The sequence below is a fragment of the Chitinimonas sp. BJYL2 genome (assembly GCF_027257935.1).
Classification (GTDB): Bacteria; Pseudomonadota; Gammaproteobacteria; order Burkholderiales; family Chitinimonadaceae; genus Chitinimonas.
Genome location: NZ_JANZKW010000002.1, coordinates 292473 through 316834, shown reverse-complemented (window position 1 = coordinate 316834; position 24362 = coordinate 292473). Strand labels below are relative to the sequence as shown.

At 60.9% G+C, this 24362-nt stretch carries 22 protein-coding genes; 14 read left to right on the top strand and 8 right to left on the bottom strand.

The window, feature by feature from the left end; translation table 11 throughout:
* Nucleotides 1–12: 12 nt before the first annotated feature.
* Nucleotides 13–798: a hypothetical protein gene (locus O9X62_RS07020; RefSeq protein WP_269532089.1), complete on the bottom strand. Its 786-nt coding sequence runs from the start codon at nucleotides 796–798 to the stop codon at nucleotides 13–15.
* Nucleotides 799–979: 181 nt separating this feature from the next.
* On the opposite strand from O9X62_RS07020, the gene glyA reads away from it, so the two are divergent.
* From glyA to O9X62_RS06980, 8 genes are all read left to right on the top strand, one after another.
* Nucleotides 980–2224: a serine hydroxymethyltransferase gene (gene glyA / locus O9X62_RS07015; protein ID WP_269532088.1), complete on the top strand. Its 1245-nt coding sequence runs from the start codon at nucleotides 980–982 to the stop codon at nucleotides 2222–2224.
* Between the two features lie 62 nt (nucleotides 2225–2286).
* A complete protein-coding gene (locus O9X62_RS07010) occupies nucleotides 2287–2775 on the top strand; it encodes a GNAT family N-acetyltransferase (protein WP_269532087.1) in 489 nt (162 codons plus the stop codon).
* Nucleotides 2776–2846: 71 nt separating this feature from the next.
* Nucleotides 2847–4958 carry an acetyl-CoA hydrolase/transferase C-terminal domain-containing protein gene (locus tag O9X62_RS07005; RefSeq protein WP_269532086.1) on the top strand — a complete coding sequence of 704 codons (2112 nt, stop codon included), beginning with the start codon at nucleotides 2847–2849 and terminating at the stop codon, nucleotides 4956–4958.
* Between the two features lie 36 nt (nucleotides 4959–4994).
* Nucleotides 4995–6068 carry an aminopeptidase gene (locus O9X62_RS07000; protein ID WP_269532085.1) on the top strand — a complete coding sequence of 358 codons (1074 nt, stop codon included), beginning with the start codon at nucleotides 4995–4997 and terminating at the stop codon, nucleotides 6066–6068.
* Nucleotides 6069–6124: 56 nt separating this feature from the next.
* Entirely contained in the window at nucleotides 6125–6580 is a 456-nt protein-coding gene (gene nrdR / locus O9X62_RS06995; RefSeq protein ID WP_269532084.1) for a transcriptional regulator NrdR, read from the top strand.
* A gap of 32 nt (nucleotides 6581–6612) precedes the next feature.
* Nucleotides 6613–7689 (top strand): bifunctional diaminohydroxyphosphoribosylaminopyrimidine deaminase/5-amino-6-(5-phosphoribosylamino)uracil reductase RibD, encoded by a 1077-nt coding sequence (gene ribD / locus O9X62_RS06990; RefSeq protein ID WP_374708390.1) that lies wholly within the window; start codon nucleotides 6613–6615, stop codon nucleotides 7687–7689.
* Between the two features lie 3 nt (nucleotides 7690–7692).
* Entirely contained in the window at nucleotides 7693–8445 is a 753-nt protein-coding gene (locus O9X62_RS06985; protein ID WP_269532082.1) for a class I SAM-dependent methyltransferase, read from the top strand.
* A gap of 29 nt (nucleotides 8446–8474) precedes the next feature.
* Nucleotides 8475–9095, top strand: a complete 621-nt coding sequence (locus O9X62_RS06980; RefSeq protein WP_269532081.1) for a riboflavin synthase — start codon at nucleotides 8475–8477, stop codon at nucleotides 9093–9095.
* A 70-nt stretch (nucleotides 9096–9165) separates the two neighbouring features.
* Here the strand turns inward: O9X62_RS06980 and O9X62_RS06975 are convergent, their stop codons facing one another.
* The 3 genes from O9X62_RS06975 to hrcA are packed head-to-tail and all read right to left on the bottom strand — an operon-like array spanning nucleotide 9166 to nucleotide 11677.
* Entirely contained in the window at nucleotides 9166–9501 is a 336-nt protein-coding gene (locus O9X62_RS06975; RefSeq protein ID WP_269532080.1) for a hypothetical protein, read from the bottom strand.
* Between the two features lie 32 nt (nucleotides 9502–9533).
* On the bottom strand, nucleotides 9534–10622 hold the full coding sequence (gene mltB, locus O9X62_RS06970; RefSeq protein ID WP_269532079.1) for a lytic murein transglycosylase B: 1089 nt from the start codon (nucleotides 10620–10622) through the stop codon (nucleotides 9534–9536).
* Nucleotides 10623–10654: 32 nt separating this feature from the next.
* Nucleotides 10655–11677: a heat-inducible transcriptional repressor HrcA gene (gene hrcA / locus O9X62_RS06965; RefSeq protein ID WP_269532078.1), complete on the bottom strand. Its 1023-nt coding sequence runs from the start codon at nucleotides 11675–11677 to the stop codon at nucleotides 10655–10657.
* Between the two features lie 221 nt (nucleotides 11678–11898).
* On the opposite strand from hrcA, the gene O9X62_RS06960 reads away from it, so the two are divergent.
* From O9X62_RS06960 to pyk, 6 genes are all read left to right on the top strand, one after another.
* Nucleotides 11899–12663 (top strand): transporter substrate-binding domain-containing protein, encoded by a 765-nt coding sequence (locus O9X62_RS06960; RefSeq protein ID WP_269532077.1) that lies wholly within the window; start codon nucleotides 11899–11901, stop codon nucleotides 12661–12663.
* Between the two features lie 13 nt (nucleotides 12664–12676).
* Nucleotides 12677–12970 (top strand): helix-hairpin-helix domain-containing protein, encoded by a 294-nt coding sequence (locus tag O9X62_RS06955; RefSeq protein ID WP_269532076.1) that lies wholly within the window; start codon nucleotides 12677–12679, stop codon nucleotides 12968–12970.
* A 40-nt stretch (nucleotides 12971–13010) separates the two neighbouring features.
* The gene (locus tag O9X62_RS06950; RefSeq protein WP_269532075.1) at nucleotides 13011–13889 is read left to right on the top strand and encodes an NAD kinase; all 879 of its coding nucleotides are present in this window, start codon (nucleotides 13011–13013) and stop codon (nucleotides 13887–13889) included.
* A 105-nt stretch (nucleotides 13890–13994) separates the two neighbouring features.
* Nucleotides 13995–15659, top strand: coding sequence for a DNA repair protein RecN (gene recN / locus O9X62_RS06945; RefSeq protein WP_269532074.1), 1665 nt, complete (start codon nucleotides 13995–13997; stop codon nucleotides 15657–15659).
* Nucleotides 15660–15726: 67 nt separating this feature from the next.
* A complete protein-coding gene (gene tadA / locus O9X62_RS06940; RefSeq protein ID WP_269532073.1) occupies nucleotides 15727–16203 on the top strand; it encodes a tRNA adenosine(34) deaminase TadA in 477 nt (158 codons plus the stop codon).
* A 247-nt stretch (nucleotides 16204–16450) separates the two neighbouring features.
* Nucleotides 16451–17872: a pyruvate kinase gene (gene pyk / locus O9X62_RS06935; RefSeq protein WP_269532072.1), complete on the top strand. Its 1422-nt coding sequence runs from the start codon at nucleotides 16451–16453 to the stop codon at nucleotides 17870–17872.
* A gap of 111 nt (nucleotides 17873–17983) precedes the next feature.
* Here the strand turns inward: pyk and O9X62_RS06930 are convergent, their stop codons facing one another.
* From O9X62_RS06930 to O9X62_RS06915, 4 genes are all read right to left on the bottom strand, one after another.
* The gene (locus tag O9X62_RS06930) at nucleotides 17984–19861 is read right to left on the bottom strand and encodes a methyl-accepting chemotaxis protein (RefSeq protein ID WP_269532071.1); all 1878 of its coding nucleotides are present in this window, start codon (nucleotides 19859–19861) and stop codon (nucleotides 17984–17986) included.
* A gap of 167 nt (nucleotides 19862–20028) precedes the next feature.
* The gene (locus O9X62_RS06925) at nucleotides 20029–21570 is read right to left on the bottom strand and encodes a diguanylate cyclase (protein WP_269532070.1); all 1542 of its coding nucleotides are present in this window, start codon (nucleotides 21568–21570) and stop codon (nucleotides 20029–20031) included.
* Nucleotides 21571–21656: 86 nt separating this feature from the next.
* Entirely contained in the window at nucleotides 21657–22661 is a 1005-nt protein-coding gene (locus O9X62_RS06920; protein WP_269532069.1) for a sensor domain-containing diguanylate cyclase, read from the bottom strand.
* An 80-nt stretch (nucleotides 22662–22741) separates the two neighbouring features.
* A complete protein-coding gene (locus tag O9X62_RS06915) occupies nucleotides 22742–24226 on the bottom strand; it encodes an MBL fold metallo-hydrolase (RefSeq protein ID WP_269532068.1) in 1485 nt (494 codons plus the stop codon).
* Between the last annotated feature and the right edge of the window lie 136 nt (nucleotides 24227–24362).

The window sequence follows — 24362 nt, the reverse complement described above, 5'->3', positions numbered from 1 at the left end:
CGGGATTACGCCCTATTGCGCCTTTTGCACTTGCCGGCAAGCCTGTATCCACCAGCAGGCCCATGCAATAGCCAGCACCATGATCGTCGCGCCGCCCCAGTGGGCGAGCGCGGCCAGACGGTGATCCCAGCCCAGCATGTCCAGCGCATCCAGAATATTGTGCCAGTCGTGCCGGAACATGCGGGCCTCGACCATATCGTCGTTCCATTCGCCGATCAGAGGCAGTGACAGCGAGCGTGCATCCCCGATGTAAGGCGCTACATCAATGAGGTTCTGGCCAAACCACCAAAGGCAGACTGCCCCGGCATAAGGTTGCTGGCGTTGCCACACAAACGCCACCAGGAAGATCAGCGGCACCAGGCACTGGAACAGGCTGCCACCCAGGAACATCATCCACTCGCCGAACGGCCTGAACAGCAAGTGGCCAAACTCATGAAAGGCGAGGTTGGCGTTGTGCAGGAAGGACATCCCTGCTTCGCCCTCGCGCCAGTCGCTGGCCACGAACCAGGCGCCCCAGAGCATGAGGATCAGTATGCCCAAGGCCTCCAGCTGCCAGTGCGCGGCCTGCTCTCGGCCGGGGCGATGAAACAGATAGGTCTGCAGGGTGTGACGCCAGCCTTCAGCTACGTCCTCTTCTTCGTCATGGCGGCGCCGGGCAGGCAGCTTGCCCACGCGGCGGTCGTGCAGGTGCTGCGCGTACTTGGCAAACACAATGCCGCAGCGGGGGCATTCGGTGCTTGGACCGGTGTCGCTGGCTTGCCGGGTGTAGCCGCATTTGGGGCAGTGTTCGCGTTCCATCCGTACGGGAACCTGAGATTGTTGTCTGGCTTGCATCATGACGAGCCGCTGCGTCTTGCGCCAGCCTTATGGCGGCAAAGTGAGCCGGGCGGAAGGTCAACATGAGCCGCATTCAAGGCGTTGAGAGCGTGCCCATGATAAAATCTGCGCGATTTTCAACTGCTTACCGGACTCCCCCGCCATGTTCAAGCCGCTTTCCATCGCCCAGTACGACCCCGAAATCGCCGCTGCGATCAGCAGTGAAGTGGTGCGCCAGCACGAGCATATCGAGCTGATCGCGTCGGAAAACTACACCTCGCCGGCCGTGATGGAAGCGCAAGGCTCGCAGCTGACCAACAAGTATGCGGAAGGTTATCCCGGCAAGCGTTTCTACGGTGGTTGCGAGTATGTGGACGTGGTTGAGCAGCTGGCGATTGATCGCGTGAAGCAGCTGTTCGGTGCCGAATACGCCAACGTGCAGCCGCACTCGGGCTCGCAGGCCAACCAGGCCGTGTACTTCAGCATCCTCAAGCCCGGCGACACCGTCATGGGCATGAACCTGGGCCACGGTGGTCACCTGACCCATGGCTCGCCGGCCAACCTGTCGGGCAAGCTGTTCCGTATCGTGCCTTACGGTCTGAACGACAAGGAAGAGATCGACTACGACGAGATGGAGCGCATTGCCATCGCCGAGAAGCCCAAGCTGATCATCGGTGGTGCTTCGGCTTACGCCCTGCGTTTTGATTTTGCCCGCATGGCCGAAATCGCCAAGAAGGTCGGCGCCTACTTCATGGTCGATATGGCTCACTACGCCGGCCTGATTGCTGCGGGTGTGTACCCGAACCCGGTGCCGCACGCCGACTTCGTGACCTCGACCACCCACAAGACCTTGCGCGGCCCGCGCGGCGGCATCATTCTGGCCAAGGCCGAACACGAGAAGATGCTCAACAGCAACGTGTTCCCCACGCTGCAAGGCGGCCCGCTGATGCATGTGATCGCCGGCAAGGCCGTGGCTTTCAAGGAAGCCCTGGAGCCCGAGTTCAAGGCCTATCAGGAACAGGTACTCAAGAACGCCGCCATCATGGCCAAGACCCTGCAGGAGCGTGGTCTGCGCATCATCTCCGGCCGTACCGAGAGCCATGTGTTCCTGGTTGATCTGCGCCCCAAGGGTCTGACCGGCAAGGCCGCCGACGCTGTGCTGGGCCAAGCCCATATCACCGTCAACAAGAACTCGATCCCCAACGATCCGGAAAGCCCGTTCGTGACCAGCGGCATCCGCATCGGCTCGCCTGCCATCACCACCCGGGGTTTCAAGGAAGCTGAGGCCATTGAGGTCGCCAATCTGGTGGCCGATGTGCTCGACAACCCGAACGACGAAGCCAACATCGCCGCCGTGAAGGCCAAGGTTCACGCCCTGACCGCGCGTTTCCCGGTTTACGCCAAGTAAGCCAGGCAGCAGCTGTCAAACGAGGGGAGCCCGGCGCTCCCCTTTTTCTTGCCCATAGATCCATGACTGATCCGCTGGTCTTCCGCCCCATAAGTTTGGCGGCGCATTTCGATGACTGCATCCGTATCAGCCGGGAAATCTGGCTGATCGGCTTTGGCACCCTGGATGGTTATGCCGCGCTGATGGGTGATGATCACGCCCTGTACCGGCAGATGCTGGTCTCGCGGATAGCGCAGTTACCCAGTGGCAACTGCCATCTCTGGCAGGGTGACGATCTGGTCGGACAGTTGGAGATGTCGATCAAGGACGGCCGAGCCTATGTGCATTGCTTCTATCTGGCCCCTGCGTTGCGCGGGCAGGGGCGGCTCAGTCTGTTGCACGAACAGGCTTGCTTGGCGGCAAGGTCAGTGGGCTTGATGGCGCTGGAACTGAGCGTCAGCCCCGCGAATGTGTCTGCGATTCGCGCCTATGAGAAGCTGGGCTGGCGGGATGCCGGAATCCGGCCCGATCGTCCCGAGTTGCGTTTGATGCGATACACAACCTCTCCCTGATTGCTGTACCTGAGCCAGATCAAGGTATCCGGGCAAGAATGCATTACGCTGATGGCAGAGGAGAATCTGCCATGACCCAGACTATGGATCGGATCGACGCGACTGTCGATTACCTGCTTGATCATATTGCCGGCGACATCATCGTGGGCGCCCCGTTGGGGATAGGCAAACCGAATCCCTTGCTCAATGCGCTTTACCGGCGCATCAAGGCAAATCCTTCCCGACGGCTCAAGATCATTACCGCACTCTCGCTAGAGAAGCCCGCGGGTCGCAGCGATATCGAGCGGCATTTTCTGGAGCCGTTTGTCGAGCGTGTATTTGGCGATTATCCCGATCTGGATTACGTGAAAGACTTGCGTGCCGGCAGTTTGCCGCCGCATATCGAGATTCTGGAATTCTTTCTCAAAACCGGCGACTACTTGGGCAACTCCACCGCACAACAAGGCTATATCTCCACCAACTACACCTTTGTTGCGCGTGATATGGCCCTGCACGGGGTGAACGTCATCATGCAGGCGGTGGCCGCAAAAGAAGAGGGTGGGCAACTCAAGCTCTCGCTATCGAGCAACACCGATGTGACCTACGAAGCCGTTGAGCGCCTGCAAGCCATTCCGGGTCATCACTTCCTCACCGTGGGCGTCATCAACCATGCCTTGCCCTTCATGCCGAATCAGGCCGAAATTCCGCCGGCCTTTTTCGATCTGCTGGTGACGGACCCCGCGGGCACGCACCATCTTTTCTCGCCCCCCAATATGAAGGTGGACACTCCGGACTACGCCATCGGCTTGCATGCCGCCAGCCTGGTGCGGGACGGCGGCACCTTGCAGATCGGTATCGGCGCTTTGGGGGATGCGATTGCCCAAGCCCTTATCCTGCGGGATCGACACCCTGATTCCTTTGCCAATCTGCTCAGCGAGCTGTGCCACAAGCAGACCGCAGGTCGCTCCCTGGAGCGTTTTGAAGAAGGCCTGTACGGCTGCTCGGAAATGTTCGTGAATGGTTTTCTCAAGCTGATCGAAGCAGGGATCGTGCGCCGGGAAGTGTTTGCAGACGCCACCTTGCAGCAATTGCTCAACAGTGGCGCCATCACGCCCGTACCCGACGCGCAAACCTTGCGCGCACTCAGGGATGCCGGGCGGATCAGCTCGCCGCTGTCGCAGGGGGATGTGGATTTCCTGACCCATTTCGGCATCCTGCTGCCGGGCGTGGTCTTGCGTGATGGCACGCTACGTCACGAAACGCATTGTGTGCCGGCCACGCTCGATGATGCATCGCTGGCGCTGATTGCCACGCATTTGCTGGGCAAGCGACTGAAGGCCGGCATCCATATGCACGGTGGTTTTTTCCTGGGCCCGGAAGATTTCTACCAGCGCTTGCGCAGCATGCCGCCGGCTGAGTTGGCCCATATCGAGATGCACCGTATCGACTTTATCAACCAGCTGGGTAGCCACGCTGCGCTGGCCAGCGCGCAGCGTCGTCGTGCCAGCTTCATCAACACCACCATGATGGTGACCTTGCTGGGGGCCGCCGTGTCGGACGGGCTGGAGAACGGTCAGGTGGTGTCGGGTGTGGGAGGCCAGTACAACTTCGTGGCCATGGGTCACGCGCTGCCGGACGCACGCTCCATTCTGATGTTGCGGGCGACGCGGGAAAGTGGTGGCGAGATCAGCTCCAATATCGTCTGGAACTATGGCCACACCACGATTCCGCGCCATTTGCGCGATATCGTGGTCACCGAGTACGGCGTAGCCGAGTTGCGCGGGCAGTCGGATGCCGAAGTGGTCAAGCGCCTGATCCAGATTGCCGACAGCCGCTTCCAGCACCAACTTGTAGAGATCGCCAAGGATAAAGGCAAGCTGGAAGCGGACTGGGAGGTGCCTGAAGCCTGGCGCCACAATCTGCCTGAGGCCCTGGAGGCGCGGCTACTGCCTTGGCAGGAGGCGGGACTCTTACCGGATTTCCCGTTCGGTACCGATTTCACCAGCGACGAGCTGGCGATGATCCGGGTACTGCAAAAGCTCAAGCGCGCTAGTGGTCATCCCGTGGAGCTGGTGCTCGCAGCCATGCGTGGTTTGTTTGACGACAAGCCGGTGCCGCCGCAATGGCTGGCGCGTCTGGGTCTGGACGAAGCCGGCGGACTCAAGCAGGCGCTGATGCGGCGCTTGTTCGTGGGTAACCTGTAGTGCAGCAGCCGGAGCGATATCCCCTACACTGAGGCCATGCTGATCGTCCGGACTCTGCTGTTACTGAGTAGCCTGCTGCTGATATCGGGGTGCGCCAATCTGGGCTACCTTGCCCAGGCGGCACGCGGTCAGGCCGAGGTCTTGGACCGGGCTCGGCCGATTGACGACTGGCTGGCCGACCCGGACTTGCCCGCAGAAACAGTGCGCAAGCTCCGGCTCGTCCAGCAGCTGCGCCGTTTCGCCGTGACTGAACTGGATCTTCCCGATAACGCCAGTTACACGCGCTACGCTGATTTGCAGCGTCCCTTCGTGCTGTGGAATGTGGTGAGCACTCCTGAGCTGTCCTTGGTGCCTGTCCAGAGCTGCTTTCCGGTGGCTGGTTGCCTGACTTATCGCGGGTATTACGACGAGGCGGAGGCCCGGCGTTATGCACAGCAGCGTGAGCAAGCCGGTGAAGATGTGTATCTGTATGGGATTCCGGCCTATTCCACCTTGGGCTGGTTTGCCGATCCCTTGCTCAACACCACCTTGCGTCTGGATGACCTGGCCATTGCCCGGCTGATCTTTCATGAACTGGCCCACCAGCGCGTGTATGTGCGTGACGACACGGCCTTCAATGAAGCTTATGCCACCGCGGTGGAGCAGGAGGGGCTTGCTCGCTGGCTGACTCAGCACGGCAATGCCTCGCAGCGCTTGGCGGCGGAACAATCCGAGCAGCGCCGCCAACAGGTTCTGGCACTCATGAATCGGGGACGAGCGCGTTTGTCCGCCTTGTATGCCAGTGCCAGCGACGATGAAACAAAGCGCCAGGGCAAACAGCGGATTCAATCGGAAGTGGCGGTGGACTATGCCGCACTCAAACAGTCCTCCGGTAGCGTGCTGGGCTATGACAGCTGGTTCCGGCCAGCCCCCAACAATGCGCATTTCGCATCCATCAGCACCTATCACGCGCTGGTGCCGGCCTTGCGGGCACTGTTCCGATCCCACGGCAGCGACTTCCCGGCCTTTCATGCTGCGGTCAAACTGCTGGCGCAGCAGCCGGCGCCCGAGCGGCAAGCCAGTCTGGCGATGCTTGTCAGCCAGCCGGCAAGTGACGACTCCCACAGGTAGAATGCCGCCTGTGCCTGCCCGAACGCACCTTGCGTCGGGTTACCAGGAGTTCTGCCATGAAATGCCCGTTCTGCGGCTCGCCCGAAACACAGGTTGTCGACACCCGCCTATCTGAAGAAGGTGACAGCATCCGTCGCCGCCGCAAATGCGCCGATTGCGACAAGCGCTTCACCACGTTTGAAACCGCCGAAGTTCGTCCCCCACAGGTCGTCAAAACCAACGGAACCCGTGCCGATTACGACACCAACAAGGTGCGCATCAGCTTCCAGCGCGCCTTGCACAAGCGGCCCGTCCCGACCCATCTGGTTGACGAAGCCATTGCCCATATCGACCGCAAGATTCTTGCGCTGGGTGAGCGCGAGATCGATTCGCGGCGTATCGGCGAAATGGTGATGACCGAGCTGGCCAAGCTCGACAAGGTGGCCTACATCCGTTTTGCCTCGGTGTACCGCAGCTTTCAGGATGTGGACGATTTCCGTGATGTGATCCGCGAAGTGAGCAAGAAGCAGTGACGACGACCTTCAGCGCCGCCGATCATTCATTTATGGCCGAGGCCCTGCGCATGGGCGAGTCGGGCCGATGCATCACCACGCCCAATCCTTGCGTGGGCAGTGTGATTGTCCGCGATGGCCGCATCATCGGCCGTGGTCACAGTCAGCAAGCGGGCGGCGCGCATGCTGAGGTCATGGCCATGCGCGAGGCCTTGGCGGCGGGTGAGTCGCTGGCGGGTGCCACTGCCTATGTCACGCTCGAACCCTGTTCCCACCACGGCCGCACGCCGCCGTGTGCCGAAGGGCTGATCAAAGCCGGCATTGGCCGTGTTGTCGTGGCGCTGGAAGACCCATACCACGAAGTCGCCGGCCGTGGCCTCGCCATGCTGCGCGCGGCCGGAATCACGGTCGAAGAGGGCCTGATGGCCGCCGAAGCGCGCGAATCGATGAAGGGCTTTCTCAGCCGGATCGAGCGTAGTCGGCCGTGGCTACGACTCAAGATTGCGGCAAGCCTGGATGGCAAGACCGCCCTCGCCAACGGCGAAAGCCAGTGGATCACCGGTCCCGAGGCCCGCGCCGATGTGCAGCGCCTGCGCGCCCGGTCGTGCGTCATGCTCACCGGCAGCGGCACGGTGCTCAAGGACGACCCGTTACTCACGGTGCGCGATCTTGACATTGGCCGCCAGCCGCTGCGCGTGGTGCTCGATAGCCGCGCCCAATTATCGACTCATGCCAAGCTCCTGCACGCACCGGGCAAGACGCTGGTCATTGTGGCCGATGCACCTGCCACGCATGTTCAAGCCTTGCAGGCTGTAGGTGCCGATGTCGTGGCACTGCCAGATCAGCACGGTCGCGTTGACCTGGCCGCCACGCTTGTTTTGCTGGGTCAGCGTGGCTGCAATGAAATCACCGTGGAATCGGGCGCGCGGCTCAATGGCGCATGGCTGCAAAGCGGTCTGGTGGACGAAGTCATTCTGTATCAGGCACCGGTGCTGCTCGGTGGCATGGCTGCCGGCATGGCGGATTTTTCGCTGCAGTCGTTGGCTGACAAGCTGGCACCACGCGTTGCCGATGTGCGCAAGATCGGAGCTGACATGCGTTACACGCTCCGTTTTGATGGCAAGGATTAGCCCATGAGCTTCAAGGATCATTTCTCCCGGCAGGCCAACGACTACGCGCGCTACCGCCCCAACTACCCCGAAGCCCTGTTTGACTGGCTGGCCCAGGTTGCCCCCAGCCGGGTGCTAGCGCTGGATGTGGCCACCGGCAACGGTCAGGCTGCCGTGGCGCTCGCGCAGCGTTTTGAGCGGGTGATTGCCACCGAGCCATCGGCTACGCAGATTGCCAATGCTGAACAGCGCGCCAATATCGACTACCGCCAGGAACCTGCCGAGGCGATGAGCGCCTTGGACGCGAGCGTGGATGTGCTCACGGTGGCGCAAGCGCTGCACTGGTTTGATCTGCCAGACTTCATGCTGGAATCCACGCGCGTACTCAAACCCGGTGGTGTGCTGGCCGTGTGGTGCTACGAGGTGTTCAGTTGCGAGCCAGAGGTCGATGCGCTCGTCAGCCACTTCTATCATCAGGTCATTGGCCCGTACTGGCCGCCAGAGCGCCGCTGGATCGAGCAGGGTTATGCGGGTCTGGAACTGCCCTATGCCGATATCGCCACGCCCTCACTGGATATGTCGCTGCAATGGGATCTGGACGCGCTTGTGGGTTATCTGGGTACGTGGTCGGCCACACAGCGCTACCGTCAGTCCAAGGGCGTTGACCCCTTGCCGGCGCTGGCACAGCAGCTTGCCGCAGTATGGGGCGACCCTGCTGTCGCAAAAACCGTCAGTTGGCCGCTAAAACTGCGCGCCTGTCGCAAACCCGTTCCATAATTCGCCCATGTCCGCCTGAAAGAATCCGTATGTTTACCGGCATCATTGAAGCTACCGGCAAAATCGCCAATATGACCCCGCTCGATGGCGAGGGTTTGCGTGTCATGGTGGTCAGTGATCATCTCGATATGGGTGATGTGAAGATCGGTGACAGCATCGCGGTCAACGGTGCCTGCATGACCGTCGTGGCCAAGACCGCTCACAGTTTCAAGTTCGATGTGTCGGCGGAATCGCTACGCTGCACGGTGGGCCTGGATGATCCCGGCCGCGAGGTGAATCTCGAAAAGGCCATGTGCCTGGGTGACCGTATTGGCGGACATCTGGTCTCTGGCCATGTTGACGGCCTTGGCCGGGTGGTGCGTTTTGAACAGCTGGGCGAGAGCTGGCAGTTGATGGTGCAGTGTCCCAAGGAGCTGGGCCGCTTTATTGCCATCAAGGGTTCGGTGGTGATCAACGGGGTATCACTGACGACAAATGAGGTGACGGACCGCGGTGCGAATACGGTGTTCTCTGTCAATCTGATCCCGCATACCGTGGCGGTGACGGCGCTCAAGCACCTGAAATCGGGCGATAAGGTGAATCTGGAAATCGACTTGATCGCCCGTTATCTTGAACGCATGTTGCCCGAGTTCAAAGCCAAGGCGGGTTGAAGGCTCAGCGGTTTGACGGGTGTTTAAAAAAGCTGCCTACGGGCAGCTTTTTTCTTGCAGCGCGGGCGTTTCATGCCTGCTTTTCGGCTTTGCCGCCGGGTCTGCCGACGAGGGTGTAAACCAGCAAGGCCAGTGATCCTGGCAGGATTGGAATGACGTTTTTGAACATCACGCCCAATAGCTGCAAAAAGCCCATCAGTGCGGAATCATGGTCGAGCATTTTCCTGTAGATATACAGGTCATTGCCGTATACGAGGGTGCCAAGAAGCGTTAGCCCGGCATAGGCAAAGAGCGCATACGCGGTACCCCTGGATTTGCCCATGAAATATCGCGCATCGCGTAGCAGCATGCCGAACACACCCAGCAGGATCAGTATCGATAGCAGTGCGATGAAGTGGTTGATCATGGTGTTGGCCTCCCTGTCACCCGCGCGTGGACTCAGCGTCGCGATTTCCGTTTGTGCTTGCCGCGCTGCTTGCTTATCTGCTTGCGCGCTTTCTTTGTGGCCTTGGGTGGGGCGGGCACCAGCTCCGGGTTCAACCACGCGGCCTTGATCTTCAGTGCCAGCTCATGGGTGGCCATGGCGTAAAGAGTGCTGCGGTTGTATCGCGTGATCACATAGAAATTATTGAAGCCCAGCCAGTAGCGCATCTCGCCGGGAGCGTGTTCCAAGGGTGCCAGTACGGCGAGTGGATCACCGTTGATGGGCGCAAGTGGGGTGACGCCAAACTGAGTCAGTTCGCTGATTTTGTAGTGAAGGTTGAATTTGTCTGCGACCAGTGTCTGGTAGGCCTCGCCCTCAATCTGGGCCTCGGCCACCAAGGGCTCTCCTTGGCGCCAGCCGTGGCGGACAAAATAGTTGGCCACGCTGGCGAGAATATCGCCCGTGTTATGCCAGAGGTCGTGACGACCATCACCATCCCAGTCAGCTGCAAAGTTGTGGAAGCTGGAGGGCATGAATTGCGGTGCACCCATAGCACCCGCGTAGCTGCCTTTGAAGACAAAGGGATCGAGCTTTTCGTCACGCGCCAGCAACAGGAATTCGCGTAGTTCATTGCGGAAGAAGTCGGCTCGACGCGGGTAGTCAAAGGCGATACTGCCGAGCGCATCCATGACACGGAAGCTGCCGGTATTGCGCCCCCAGAGGGTTTCTACCCCGAGGATGGCAACCAGGTATTCGGGCTCAACGCCATAGCGCCGGGAGACGGCATCAATCAGCGAGGCGTGCTCGTGCCAGTAAGCCACGCCCAGACGGATACGGGTGTCGTTGACGAAGTCCGTCCGGAATGCGTGGTAGGGGCGACTGGTGGAGGGGCGGTCGAGAATGCCGACTATATGTGGCTTGGCAACGATCTGGCCGAACTGTGCTTTCAGTGCATCACGATCAAAGCCATGCTCGCGCACCATGTCTTCAATGAAGGCACTGACATCCGGACGCTCGTTGAAAGCAAGGGGCGGGGCGGGCAGGGCAGGTTCGTCAGCCAGGCAGGCGCAGGCCGCCAGTGCTATCAACAAGGGTTTGAACATGGGGCCAATCAGGAAACGTGTGGGCAAGGTGCTCACACGGGGTGTGACAGAGCGGACGACAGTAGTTTGGCGGTGACATCCACAATCGGAATCACCCGCTCATAGGCCATGCGCGTGGGGCCGACGACACCGAGTGTGCCGACGATCTGACCGTTGACCTTGTAAGGCGCGGTAATCACGGAACACTCGTCCAGTGAGGAGAGTCCGGCTTCCTGGCCAATGAAGATCTGCACGCCGGCAGCCTGCTGGCTGTGATCGAGCAAGTGCAGCAGGGCGGTCTTGTCTTCAAAAACCCGGAACAACTGGCGAAGCCGTTCGACATTGTTGGAGAGTTCATCCACGCGCAAGAGGTTGCTTTCACCCGTGATGACAACCGGGTTGGCTTCCTCGGCCATGGCTTGGCTGCCAGCCTGTACCGCAGCATTCATCAGTGCCGATATATCCCCCTGCAGATGGCGCAGATCGGCGTAAACGGCATCACGCACTTCTTCCAGTGTCTTGCCGGTGCAATGCTGGTTGAAAAAGTTGGTGGCTTCGGTCAGTTCCTGCGCGGTGTAGTCGCGATCCCCAATCAGGATGCGGTTTTGCACATCGCCATCGGCCGTTACCAGAATCAGCAGGATGCGGCGCTCGGACAGCCGCACGAACTCCACCTGCGCCAGGGGAATACCACGACGCTTGGGTGCCATGACCACGCCGGCAAACTCGGTCAGCTGCGACAGCAGGCTGGAGGCGGCGGCAATAGCGCGTTGCGGGTTATCGGGCAGGAGCATGCCTTGCAGTTCGGAGATCTCCACCTGCTGCAACGGCTGGATGGTAATCAGGCTATCCACAAACAGGCGATAGCCTCGCGCAGTCGGAATACGACCGGCGGAGGTATGGGGGCTGATGATGAGACCCAGTTCCTCCAGGTCCGACATCACATTCCGGATCGAGGCGGGCGACAGGTCCAGCCCCGAGTATTTGGAAAGAGTCCGGGAGCCCACAGGCTGCCCGTCGACGATATATCGCTCGACCAGGGTCTTGAGCAGGATTTGCGCGCGTTCGCTGAGCATGGCGCGATTGTAACGCTCGCGATGGACACGGCAAGGGGTTCAGCGCGCCGCGATGTCGGTTGCCTGCAACGCCCTCATGTTGCAATGCAACACATCGGCTTGCGCCAAGGCAACTGAGTCACTCGCCGCTTGTTTATGACATATGGAAGCGCGTAGCCTTGCAACTTTGCGGCGTTGCCAGCAGCGGCGCCCCTTGTTGATCAATCTTTATCGAGGTTGCCATGGCCCTTTTTGCCCGCGCGTTTCTTGTTATCTCACTGCTTGCGGGGCTGGCCCATGCCGACACGCTGAAAATTGCCATCGAGGGCAAGTATCCACCGTTCTCGCAGATGGATGCGAAGGGCAACCTCAGCGGCTTTGACGTGGATATCGTCAAGGCTCTGTGCAAGGAGATCAAGGCCGATTGCCAGTTGGTGCAGGTGGACTGGGACAACCTCATTCCCGCACTCAACAAGAAGCAGGTTGATGCCGTGGTGGCCATGATGTCGGTGACCGAAGATCGCAAGAAGCTGGTGGATTTCACCCAGCGCTATGCAAACACGCCGGCCTTTTTCTTTGCCAAGGCCAAGCGCATTCCCTATGTGTTCATCACTCCCTCGCGGGTGGCAAAGATGGTGATCGGCGTGCAGGCTGACACCACCTACGACCGCTATGTCAGCGAAAAATACGCGGCCACCTCCAAGGTGGTGCGTTACAAGGCCGCGGACGAGATGTACGCCGCGCTGAGCCGGGGTGATGTGGATCTGGTGCTCGACGATGTGGTGGTGGGCTACTACGGCTTCCTCAAGACGCCCAAGGGCAAGGGTTTCGATATGGTCGGCTCCGCCATTGTGGACCCCAAGTATTTTGGCGATGGCCAGGCGATTGCCGTCCGTAAGGGTGACAAGGCATTGGCCGAGCGTTTCAACAAGGCGCTGGCCACCATTCTGGAGAACGGCACGCATCAACGTATCCAGGGGCAATACTTCTTCTTCAGCATCTACTGATCACCGCGCCACCATGACGCCTGCACAGCGCAACGCCATGCGACTGGAAGATCTGCCCAATGTCGGCCCGGCAACCGCGGCAGATCTGCGCCTGCTGGGGATTGAATCCCCAGCAAACCTGGTCGGGCAGGATGCCTATCAACTGTACGCGCGCCTGTGCACGCTGACCGGCCAGCAGCATGACCCGTGCGTGATCGATGTGTTGCTCGCCGCGGTGCATTTTGCCGATACCGGGGAGGCGCGGCGCTGGTGGTCGTTTACCCCTGAGCGCAAGCGGACCCTCGCCGCGCTGACGGTACGCGTTTGACGCTAACGGATCGTCGTCGGCTTGTGGTTAAATCGACCCCATGAGCACGCTCTTCCACAAGATCGCACTCGTCGCCCGGCGCAATAGCCCCAATATCGGCGGACCGCTACGCAAGCTGGCGGAGCTGCTGCGTCAGCACGAGTGCAGCAGCATCATCCTGGATACTGAAACCGCCGCATCGCACCCGGTGCCCGACGCCTTGGTGGTGCCGCCGGAACAGGTGGGCAAGGTGGCCGATCTGGTGATCGTGCTGGGTGGCGATGGCACCATGCTGTCAATCGCCAGGCTGGTGGCCCCGTACCGGATTCCCTTGGTCGGCATCAATCAGGGGCGTTTGGGCTTCATGACCGATGTAGGCGTTGACGATATCGATGCCGTGATCCCGCGCATACTCGATGGCGACTTCGTGCCCGAGGAACGCATGCTGCTCTCGGCCAAGGTGATTCGCGACGAGCGAGAAGTGCATAGCGCACTTGCATTCAACGATGTGGTCTTCAGCCGTGGCTCCCTGGGTTCGATGATTGAATTCGAGGTGTTCATCGATGACCAGTTCGTCTACAGCCAGCGCTCCGATGGCCTGATCGTGAGTACACCCACCGGCTCCACCGCCTATGCCCTTGCATCGGGCGGCCCGATTCTGCATCCGACAGTACCTGCCATTGCGCTCGTGCCCATTTGCCCGCAGACCATGACGGCACGGCCTATCGCGGTGAACGACAGCGCCACCATTGAGTTCATGCTGACGCGCGGTTCAGAGGTGAAGGTGCACTTTGATGGCCATTCCCATTTCGATCTGCGCGAAATGGATCGTGTCACCATCAAGCGCTACCGGAACTCGCTGCGTATCCTGCACCCGATCGGCTACAACTACTACGACATGCTGCGCCACAAATTGCATTGGGGTGAGCGGCTGTTCTGATATCGCCGGGTGCAATCGGCCATCTGCCTGATTGCGCCTGGATTGTGGCTACGTTGCTGTCGTCCGTTTTGTCCACGCATCCCTCTGCACCCAGATTGAATCCCCATGTTGCTCTCCCTGACCCTGCGCGACTTTGTGATCGTCGATACCCTGGAGCTGGCGTTCAGCCAGGGCTTCTCCGTCCTCACCGGTGAAACCGGCGCCGGCAAATCCATCCTGATTGACGCTCTGGGTCTCCTGCTGGGTGATCGCGCCGATGCGGCGGTGGTTCGCCATGGCGCCGAGCGTGCCGAACTCGCTGCCGAGTTCGACACGCGAGGCCAGGCTGCCCTGCATGCCCAGCTGGCCGAGCTGGCACTGGATGGCGAGGACGACATCCTCTTGCTGCGCCGGGTGATCGACGCCAGCGGCCGCTCGCGGGCCTTTATCAATGGGCAGGCGGCCACGCTGGCGCAGCTCAAGGAAATTGGCGAGTTCCTGGTCGATATTCATGGTCAGCATGCTCACCAGTCGCTGATGCGGGCCGATGCCCAGCGTCAGTTGCTGGATGCCTATGCCGGGCAGACCGCTTTGGCGCGAGAGGTGCGTCAGCTTCACAGTGCCTGGAAGCAGGCGGAGCACAAGCTCGCCGATGCCAGCAAGCATGCCGGCGAGTTCGCGGCAGAGCGTGAGCGGCTGCAATGGCAGGTGGAGGAGTTGGCGGGCTTGCGCCTGGGTGTGGATGAGTGGACCGACCTTCAGGCCGAGCACAGCCGCCTGAGTCATGCCGCGAGCCTGATCGAAGGCGGGCAGCTGGCCATGGATCAGCTCGCTGACGGCGATATCAATGCCCGTGCCTTGCTTGCCAGCGTGCAGTCACGTCTCAGCGATCTGGCCGAGCATGATCCGGCGCTGGGCGAGACGCTGGAGTTGCTGGCCGCCGCCGAGGCCAACCTCAGCGAAGCCGTCCATGCCCTGCGTCATTATGCAGGCCGGATTGAGCTTGATCCGGCAAGACTGGGTGATGTGGAGCGACGTATGGACGAGATCCATCGAATCGCCCGCAAGTACCGGCTTGAGCCCGATCAACTACCTGCACGCCTCAGCCTGTGGCAACAGCGACTCGACGAGTTGGGTGCCGACCACGATACCGACTCGCTGGCGCTGGCGGTACAGGAGGCCGAGGCCCGTTACCGTTCCGAGGCAGCCAAGCTGGGCAAGATGCGGGCTCAGGCTGCCGAAAGGCTGGGTAAGGCGGTGAGTGCGGAAATGCAGACACTGGCCATGGCTGGCAGCCGCTTTGACATTGCCTTGCTGTCGCAAGAGACGCCGGCCGCATTCGGGCTGGAGCAGGTCGAGTTCCAGGTTGCGCCCCATGCGAGCGCACCGGCGCGACCGCTGGCCAAGGTGGCATCCGGTGGCGAATTGTCGCGGATCAGCCTGGCGCTGCAAGTGGTGACCAGCCAGGTCGTAGCGGTGCCTACCCTGATTTTTGACGAGGTCGATGTGGGCATCGGTGGCCGTGTCGCCGAGATTGTCGGCAAACTGCTGGCCAAGCTGGGCGAGCGGCATCAGGTCTTGTGCATCACGCATCTGCCCCAAGTGGCTGCGTGCGGTCACCACCAGTTCCAGGTCAGCAAGATGCAGACCAATGAGGCGGTGCTCAGCCGGATTACGCAGCTGGACAATGCGGCGCGGGTTGAAGAGATTGCGCGCATGCTCGGCGGGGTGGATATCTCTGACACCACGCGCAAACATGCGGCAGAACTTCTGGGTGTGACGGCGGGATGATGCAGCAGGGCGCTTGTCATCTACCCCAGTTTCCTTGTGCCATGGCTGGGCAGCAAGGCCGTCTGCCATGACGGATGCCGACTTCATGCGCCTGGCCCTGGACCAAGCCCAGTTGGCTGAGGCCATGGGTGAGGTGCCTGTCGGCGCCGTGCTGGTCAAGGATGGCCAGGTGATTGCCAGTAGCCACAATGCGCCCATTGCGCTGTCTGACCCATCTGCCCACGCCGAGATGCGGGCCTTGCGCGCGGCAGCACAGTCGTTGGCCAACTACCGTCTGCCGGGGTGTGAGTTGTTTGTGACCCTGGAGCCCTGTGCCATGTGTGCTGGCGCCATGCTGCATGCGCGTCTCAAGCGGGTGGTGTTTGCCGCGCCTGATCCCAAGACAGGTGCCGCGGGGGGCGTGTTCGACCTGTTTGCCTATCCTCAGCTGAATCATCAGACCGACATTCTGGGTGGCGTGCTGGCCGACGAGGCAAGCCAGCAACTGAAGGCGTTCTTTGCGCAGCGGCGTGCTTTGGCCAAAGCACGCAAGCAGGCGGACTGAAACCAGCCGCAACGTTTTCGTATACCGCGGGGCAAGTTGCCATGCACCCACTGATGCATATCCACTTGCGTGCTGATGCCATTGGTCGTGAATGTCAGTGTGTTGACTGTGGTTAGGCGGTGCTTGCCGTGCTGCGTAGTCGAAATGCTGCGGATTACATTGCGGCAGGCTTGTATGATTACTACATAATGAGTTGGGCAGACCATGCCCAGCCGTCAATCACACCCAAGTCCGGAGTGCCCAAGCAATGCAGCGCAGCACCAAGATTGTCGCCACCCTCGGCCCCGCTACCAATGACCCGGCCATCTTGTCCCGGCTGATCGCCGCGGGCGTCAATGTAGTCCGACTCAATTTTTCCCATGGCAGTGCAGACGATCACATCGCGCGTGCGCAGATGGTACGTGAGGCTGCCGCACAGATCGGCCAGCCCGTGGCCGTGATGGTGGACCTGCAGGGCCCCAAGATCCGCGTCGGCAAGTTCGAAAAGAACAAGGTCACGCTGGAGAACGGTCAGAATTTCATCCTCGACGCCGCATGCGAGATGGGCAATCAGGATCGGGTGGGGCTCGATTACAAAGAATTGCCCAACGACGTCAGCGAAGGTTCGGTCTTGCTGCTGGATGATGGCCGCATCGTGCTGGATGTGCTGAACGTGCAGGGCAGCGCCATTCATACCCGCGTAAGGGTTGGTGGTGTACTCAGCAACAACAAGGGCATCAACCGCCAGGGCGGTGGGCTCTCGGCGCCGGCGCTCACCGCCAAGGACATGGAAGACATCAAGGTCGCGGCCAAGCTGGACGCCGACTACGTTGCCGTCTCTTTTCCCAAGAGCAGCGCCGATATGTACATGGCACGCACCCTGATCCAGGCCGCGGGTAGCAAGGCCCAGGTGGTTGCCAAGATCGAGCGCACCGAAGCCATTGCCAATCTGGAAGAGCTGATCGATGCCTCCGATGTGATCATGGTGGCGCGGGGCGACCTGGCTGTCGAGGTGGGCGATGCCGCGGTGCCCGCCTTGCAAAAGCGCATGATTCGTCTGGCACGCGAGAAGAACAAGCTCACGATCACCGCCACCCAGATGATGGAGTCGATGATCACCAGCCCGGTGCCCACCCGCGCCGAAGTCAGTGATGTGGCCAATGCCGTACTGGATGGCACCGATGCCGTCATGCTGTCGGCTGAAACGGCGGCGGGCAAGTTCCCGATCGAAACCGTGGAAGCCATGGCGCGCGTCTGTATCGAGGCCGAGAAGTCATCGGATTACCGCATCGACCGCGACTTCCTGAGCCGCGAGTTCACCCGCGTGGATCAATCGATTGCCATGGCGGCGCTGTTTACGGCCAATCACCTGCAGGTCAAGGCGATTGTGGCCCTGACGCAGACCGGCGCCACCGCCTTGTGGACCAGCCGCGTCAACTGCGGTGTACCTATCTATGCGCTGACTCCGGAAGTAGCCACTTACCGCCGTCTCAGCCTGTACCGCGACGTCTACCCGATGATGCTGGCGCATGATTGCGATCAGAAGTCGCTGCTGACCTCGGCTGAACTCAAACTGCTGGAGCAGGGCCTGGTGCAGCCGGGTGATCTGATGGTGGTGACGGTGGGTGACACCGTGGGTCAGATGGGCAGCACGAACACGATGAAGATCGTGCGGGTCGCGCAGCGCTGACATTTGCGAGCTGATCAGGAAGATAAAAGGGCGCCACCGTGATTGCGGTCGCGCCCTTTGTCTTGGCGGGGCGGCCAGGGCGCAACTCGGCGCACCCTGATCGGATTTTGGCTAGAGCTTGAACTTGTTGAAGCTGGTGCGGATGCCGCTGGCCAGTTGGTCAAGCTCGGCCAGCGTGCGGGTCATGGATTGCAACGCGTCATCGCTTTGATGAATTTGCGCCGTGACCCGCTCGGCATTCTGGGCCATCTGGTTGGCGGCCTGCCGCTGCTCACTGGTGGAGTGAGCGATCTCACGCATATTGCTGACGACTTCAGACATGCTCTGGCGGATCTGCGCAATATTGCCGGCTGTTTCCCTGATCAGCCCGGCGCCGGTTTCCACCGAATCCAGCGTGCGCTGCATATTGAATGTGGCGCCTTGGGTGGCATCCCGCATATTGCCGATCATCGAGGAGATTTCCTGTGTAGCCTGGCCCGTGCGCTCGGCTAGCTTGCGTACCTCGTCAGCCACCACGGCAAAGCCGCGACCCTGCTCTCCGGCGCGTGCCGCCTCGATCGCAGCGTTGAGTGCGAGCAGATTGGTCTGGTCTGCAATCTCCTTGATCACCTGAACAATCCCGCCAATATCATCGGCTCGCCGATTGACCTCACTGAACAAAGTGGATAGCTCGCGCACCGCACCGGCTGAGTTATCAATCTCACCCGATACCCGCTCGATACTGGCGGCACCTTCTGCCGAAAGCTGGCCGGTGGTGTTCACCAGCTTGCTGGCATCTCCAGCGTAATCGGCGATATGAGAAATGCTGACGGTGAGCTCTTCGATAGTGGCTGCATTCGCTGCACCATGATCGGCAAGCTGGCGGGAGTCGCTGGCCATCTGCCGGGTCAGATTGGCAATGGCATTGACGCCCCCGGTCAGACTGCCGGCCTCGGACTGCAGGTCAACGAACATCTGTCGCAATTGTTCCTGAAACTGGTTGAACGCCTGTGCCGTCTGCGCAATTTCATCGTTGCCTGTGACGCTGATGCGGCGCGTGAGATCGCCGCCGCCGGATGCAATGGTACGCATGGCATCCCTGACCCGGATCAGGCCCGCCAGCAGCTTGCCGATCATCATGGCCATCAGGGGCAGGATGATGATCAGCAGCACGATCAGCATGGCAACCGAAAAGCCCAGCAGCTTGTTGAGCGGGGCAAGGGCACTGGCTTTGTCGATCACGACCACCATATACCAGCCGGAGGTGGGGATGGGCCGGACCTGAACGAACTTGTCGGCGCCGCCGATAGCGATCTCAGCCATGGTCCGGCTGTCGGCCATGCTCTGCAGTCGCGCGGCATCCAGTGCGCTCGCAAGCTCGGTGGCAGGCTTCATCCGCCGTGCTTCCTCGGTGTGAATGAGTACCTGGCCCTTGTTATCAACGACGAAGGCATAGCCTTGGTTAGGCAGCTTCACATTCAGCACGCCCGCCACCAGTGCATCCATGAATACATCGCCCGCTGCCACTACGCTGGTCGCGCCACCACTGCCCACCGGCGTGGCCATGGTGATCACCAGCTTGCGGGTAGCGGCATCGACATACGGCGGCGTTACAACCGGTTTGCCTGCCGCTGCGGCTTGCTGATACCAAGGTCGTGCTGTCGGATCATAGTCGGCGGGTAATTGCTGCGGCTTGGAGAAGGTGTGGCGCTTGTCCGAGAAGCCGACATAGGTGGTATCAAAACCGCCAGCCTTTTCTGCCAGTTGCAGGAAGGGCAGGATATCGGCCTGCTGGGTCTGCGTGGCCAAGGCCGTGATCACCTCGCCTTTGTTGCGCAACCAGGTATCGGATTCATTGGCGCTGGCACTGGCGACCGAAGCGGTCTGTGATTCCAGTGCGGTGAGCATTTCGCTGCGCATCCGCTGGTAAGAGGCAATGGTCAGAACCAAGGCGACAAGCGCAATCAGCGCGGCCATCGCAACAATCAGCTTGGTACGGAGTGACTGCATAGGTATTGGATTCCGTAGGGTGGGTTTTATGGTTCTATGGACAGATGCGTCGCTGGCTTACTTGGCAGGCAGCGATGTAGCCTAGGCTATAGCGATTGTTATAGACCGGTTGCCTCGCGCGCCGCTACCCATTGCGGGCGGGTGTCGGCACGGTGGCTTCCCGCCATCTACCGGTCAGCGCCTGCGGGCCAAACGGCAATCCGGTTACGCCCGCTCTGTTTGGCGGCATACAGCGCGGTGTCCGCACGCTGGATCAGTGTATCTAGGTCCAGACAGTCTTGCGCCGCGCAGGCCAGCCCTACGCTGGCGGTAAATTGCAGCGCAGCCGAGGGCAGCGGGATGGAGATCGCTGCAATGGCGGCGCGTAGTTGTTCGGCTTTCTCCCCGGCTTGCGAGGGTGGGCAGTCGATCAGCAGCATGATGAATTCCTCACCGCCGTAGCGCCCGATCAGGTCCACATTGCGTAACTGCGCGTCCAGCACGCGGGCGACGCTGATAATGGCCTGGTCGCCTACAGGATGCCCGTACTCGTCATTGATCCGCTTGAAATGATCGATATCGAGCATCAGCAGGGCCAAGGGTGCATCTTGTCGTGCGGCGCGCTCGAACTCACGCTCGGCCTGCTCGCGGAAGTAACGTCGGTTCAAAAGACCGCTGAGCGCATCCGTTCTGGCCATCTGCTGCAACTGTATTTCGGCTTGCTTGCGTTCGCTGATATCGGCAATGGTCAGGACATGACCCGCTGTTTCCCGGTTGGCGGCCAGAATGGACCGGCAATCAAGCTGAAAGCAGGCATTACCTACAGTCAGTTCGGTGCTCCCATCGGAAGTAATGGGCAGCGCCGGCCAGCCATGCAAAACCTGGGCTAGCGGTTTCCCCAATACCGCGCTGGTATCCGCGCCGAGCAATTGCTGGGCATAGGGGTTCAGTTCTACGACCCGTTGGTCCACATCCAGCACCACGATGCCGACACCGATATGGCGGATCACCAGATTATGGGCGATATGGGTCAGCGTCAGCGCACCAAGGCGAAAGACCGCAATGGCAAAGCAGATGCCCGATGCCAGAAACAGCAGGACGACATTGTCGACATGGGGAAACAGGTCGACGGCGAAGAAGTCTTCCAGAAGCCTGCCACCGAGGGGCAGAAAGCCGCCCAGTGCAAGCAAGGCGGCCTGATGCCGGTACAACCCGGGCGCGCTCCAGAAATAACGGAAAAGCAGCACCACATTGCAGAGAACCAGCGTGTAGAGCACGGCGGCGTAAACCCAGAAGTAAAAGCCATGGGTGGTCTGGGTTTCCGGCTCGCCGGGGGTGAGCCAGATATCGCGCCAGAACCAGTGATGCGCGTCATTGGTGAACACCACGAAGCAGGTCACCACGATAAAAGCGGATAACAGGAGCTGCAGTGGTGTGCTCAGCCAGCGCTCGTTATGGCTCAGCTTCATGCCGACTACGAACCAGAGCACTGGTCCGGTCGTGCTGCCCAGATACTTGAGCTTGGCCCAGAATACTTTTGCTTCCAGCGTTGTGCTGAGCAGTTCCAGTGCGTAGCAGAGTGTCCACAGACTCAATGCAAACATCACGCCGGCAAAGGCCGCGTTGGGTGGGCGATGACGGCGCTGCCAGCTGTACGTACCCAAGCCGACCGTGATCAGCAGTGATACGAGAAAGGGCAGGACGTAAGGGGTGTAGGCCAGCGTGAACATGAGTGACAACCGTCAGGACGCGTAACCTGACTATATCCGCTAAATCGGCCTTGGCGAGCAGCAACGCCGCCGGCTTGTGCCTGCGCTTACTGCAGGGTCGTACTGCCTAGCGAGACGACGACGCGATTCCTTCCCTGTTGACGGGCTTTGTCGAGAGCATGGGTGGCTGCATCCAGCAGGTGGCTGCCTTGGTTGCCCATTTCTGCGGTGATGGCCGAGACACCGAAACTTGCGCTCATTGCTAGCGCCGGTTCGAGCGGATTCGGGCGGGATTCTATCCGGCCGCGCAGTACCTCGGCCAAGGTTGCCGCACCTTCGGCGGTGGTGTTTGGCAGCACAATCGCAAAGCGGTCACCGGCCAGCCGGCCACCCGCATCGGTGCGGCGCAGTGCCTGTCTGAGCAGGCGGCCAACCCGGGCCAGTGCTGCGTTACCGTGATCGTGCCCCAGCTGGGCGTTGAGTTCACCGAGACGATCCAGATCGAACACGATCAGGGCTAATGGCAAGTTGAAGCGGTGGGAGCGCAGGGACTCCTCCTGTAACCGCGCCATCAGCCAGTCGCGCTGTGGCAAGCCGGTCAGCGGATCGCGCACCGGTAGATCCGGGGCGTTTGCCGGGACGGCGGTAGCCGGCTCCGGACACGGTTGGCCGGCCTGGTGAGCCAGCTCCACCAACCAGTGGAGTTGTTCCTCGGTGTAAGCCTCACCGCGTCTGTCCAGCATGCCCAAAAGGCCGATCTCTCCGCCGTTGCCATCCTGAATGGCGGCGGCGGCGTAGCTCCGGTAACCACTATCTGCCAGTTGCCGCAGGGCGGGGTCAGTGGCATTGGCCAATGGGTGTAAATGGCGCAGGGGTTGCCCGGCCAATCCCAGCGGGTCGGCTGCCGAGGAGAAAGGCAGCGGCATGCAATGGAAACCATTGCTGCCGTGCTGAACAAGCCGGCCATGCTCATCCCGCCAGGCGGCAAACGCGACAGCAACGCCACAGAGCTTGCCCACCGCGCGGATATGGAAATCGTAGCGTGGGGCAGTCGATGGTGATGCGGTCGGTACGCCCTGCATACAGGCGCTGTCGGCGATCTGACTGGACATGGTCGGGCTCCTCCTACTGCCAGCATAGGGAAGCCCATCGGGAATGCAATCAGCCATTTGGCTGGTTGTGTCGCTCTCGGTTACAGCCGGAGTGACGAGCCCGCTTTCTTGAGCATGTGATTGATATCTGCCCGCGAGGCGATGGTGCCGTGCACGCCCGCAATGCGCTCAGGCACCAGTCCCTGCGCCTTGATCCATCGCACAAACGCCATGCCGCCCTCGTTGGCCGGGCCACCTGCTTCCTGATGTACAGGGTTGGTGAACATATCGGCCTGGAACAGCAGCTTCTCGCTGGGGATGTACAGGGCAAGGATCTGTTCGGAATGAGGGTTGTCGTTGATGTTGTAGAGCTCGACGGGCTGGGGGGTGTCCGCCAGCAGATGCTTCTTGCCTGCTGGCACGGCGATATAGTTCATGGTCCTACCGGGGCGATTGGCTGCGTAAATGGCTTTGAGCGTGTCTTCCGCACCTGCCGGACCCAGCACGGTAGCGCCACGGTCCACGATCGCCGACATGCCGCCGACGTGGTCGTCGTGGTGGTGGGTCAGCACCAGTGTCTTGATGGGCTTGCCGGGTGCAATGCGATCAACGGCGGTCAGCAACTGCGCGCTCGCCTTGTCATTCAGTGGCGCTTCGACCAAGGTGACACCCTCGGTGCCGACCAGCACCATGGCGGCATAGTCCTGACCGCCGAGACGCTCAACCTGATACACATTGGGCGCCAGCTCACGTACAAACGGACCCAGCGAGGACTCGGCCGCCAACTCGATATAGCCCTTGGGAAGGACAAACTCGTCCGCTACCACAGCCCCCAGCTTCTGCCCACGCAAGCGCACCTCGAAGCCCAGCCGGGGGGTGCTCAGGGTTTCTCCATAAACCTTGGCCGGTACCTTGACGCCATCCACCAGCTGGTAGTCCATGAAGCGCACACTGTTGGTGCCGGTCGGCACCAGGGGATAGCTGCGTGGCAGTCGGTAGCCCGCCAGTAACTTGGTTTCCTGATCCACCAGGACCTCGATGTCTGTCGCCAGTCCGGGCCAGCGGGCCTGGAGGCGGTGGGCCTTGCGGCCAAAGAACTCGGTGTTGCCACCATCGCTCAGCGTTGTGTCTGGCTGGACAAGCTGGCGCAGCAAAGGGAGCGGATGGTAGCGGTAGGCACTGGCGGTCATCCCTAAAGGCACATCGCGGCTGAACGATAAGCGGTGTTGATCCAGCACGATGGACTCCTTGCCTCCCAGCTCACGTGTATCGAGGATGAATCCGCCGGGAAAAACCAGCTTGCTGTCGACCCGGCTGCGCTTGCCCGCCCAATCGAACACGTAGCGCGCCGAGAAGGGCAGCGGTTCAAAGGGACCGCGATAACCCGCTGCCTGCAACGGAGCGTGAAAGCCGCCCTCCAGCTCATAGCTGAGCCCTGAGGCAGCAATAATCCTTTCCGCCCCGCCATGGGCGCTCAGCGTGGTATGCAGAATCTGTTGGGCGCTGCTTGGCTGGGTGGCTGCGGCGGGAGAGGCTGACGCCGTGGTGGCGATCGCGAGTGTCACGAGGAGAGCTGGAATCTGCATGAGTAGGCCTTGTGGGCGTGTGGGCAATGACTCGGCTCCGACCTCGTCTCAAGGACCGAGTTCACCCCCGTGACACAAACACTGTCCCCGCAGAATCAAATGGTGGCGATGCACCGGAACCCGCACCGCTGCAAGG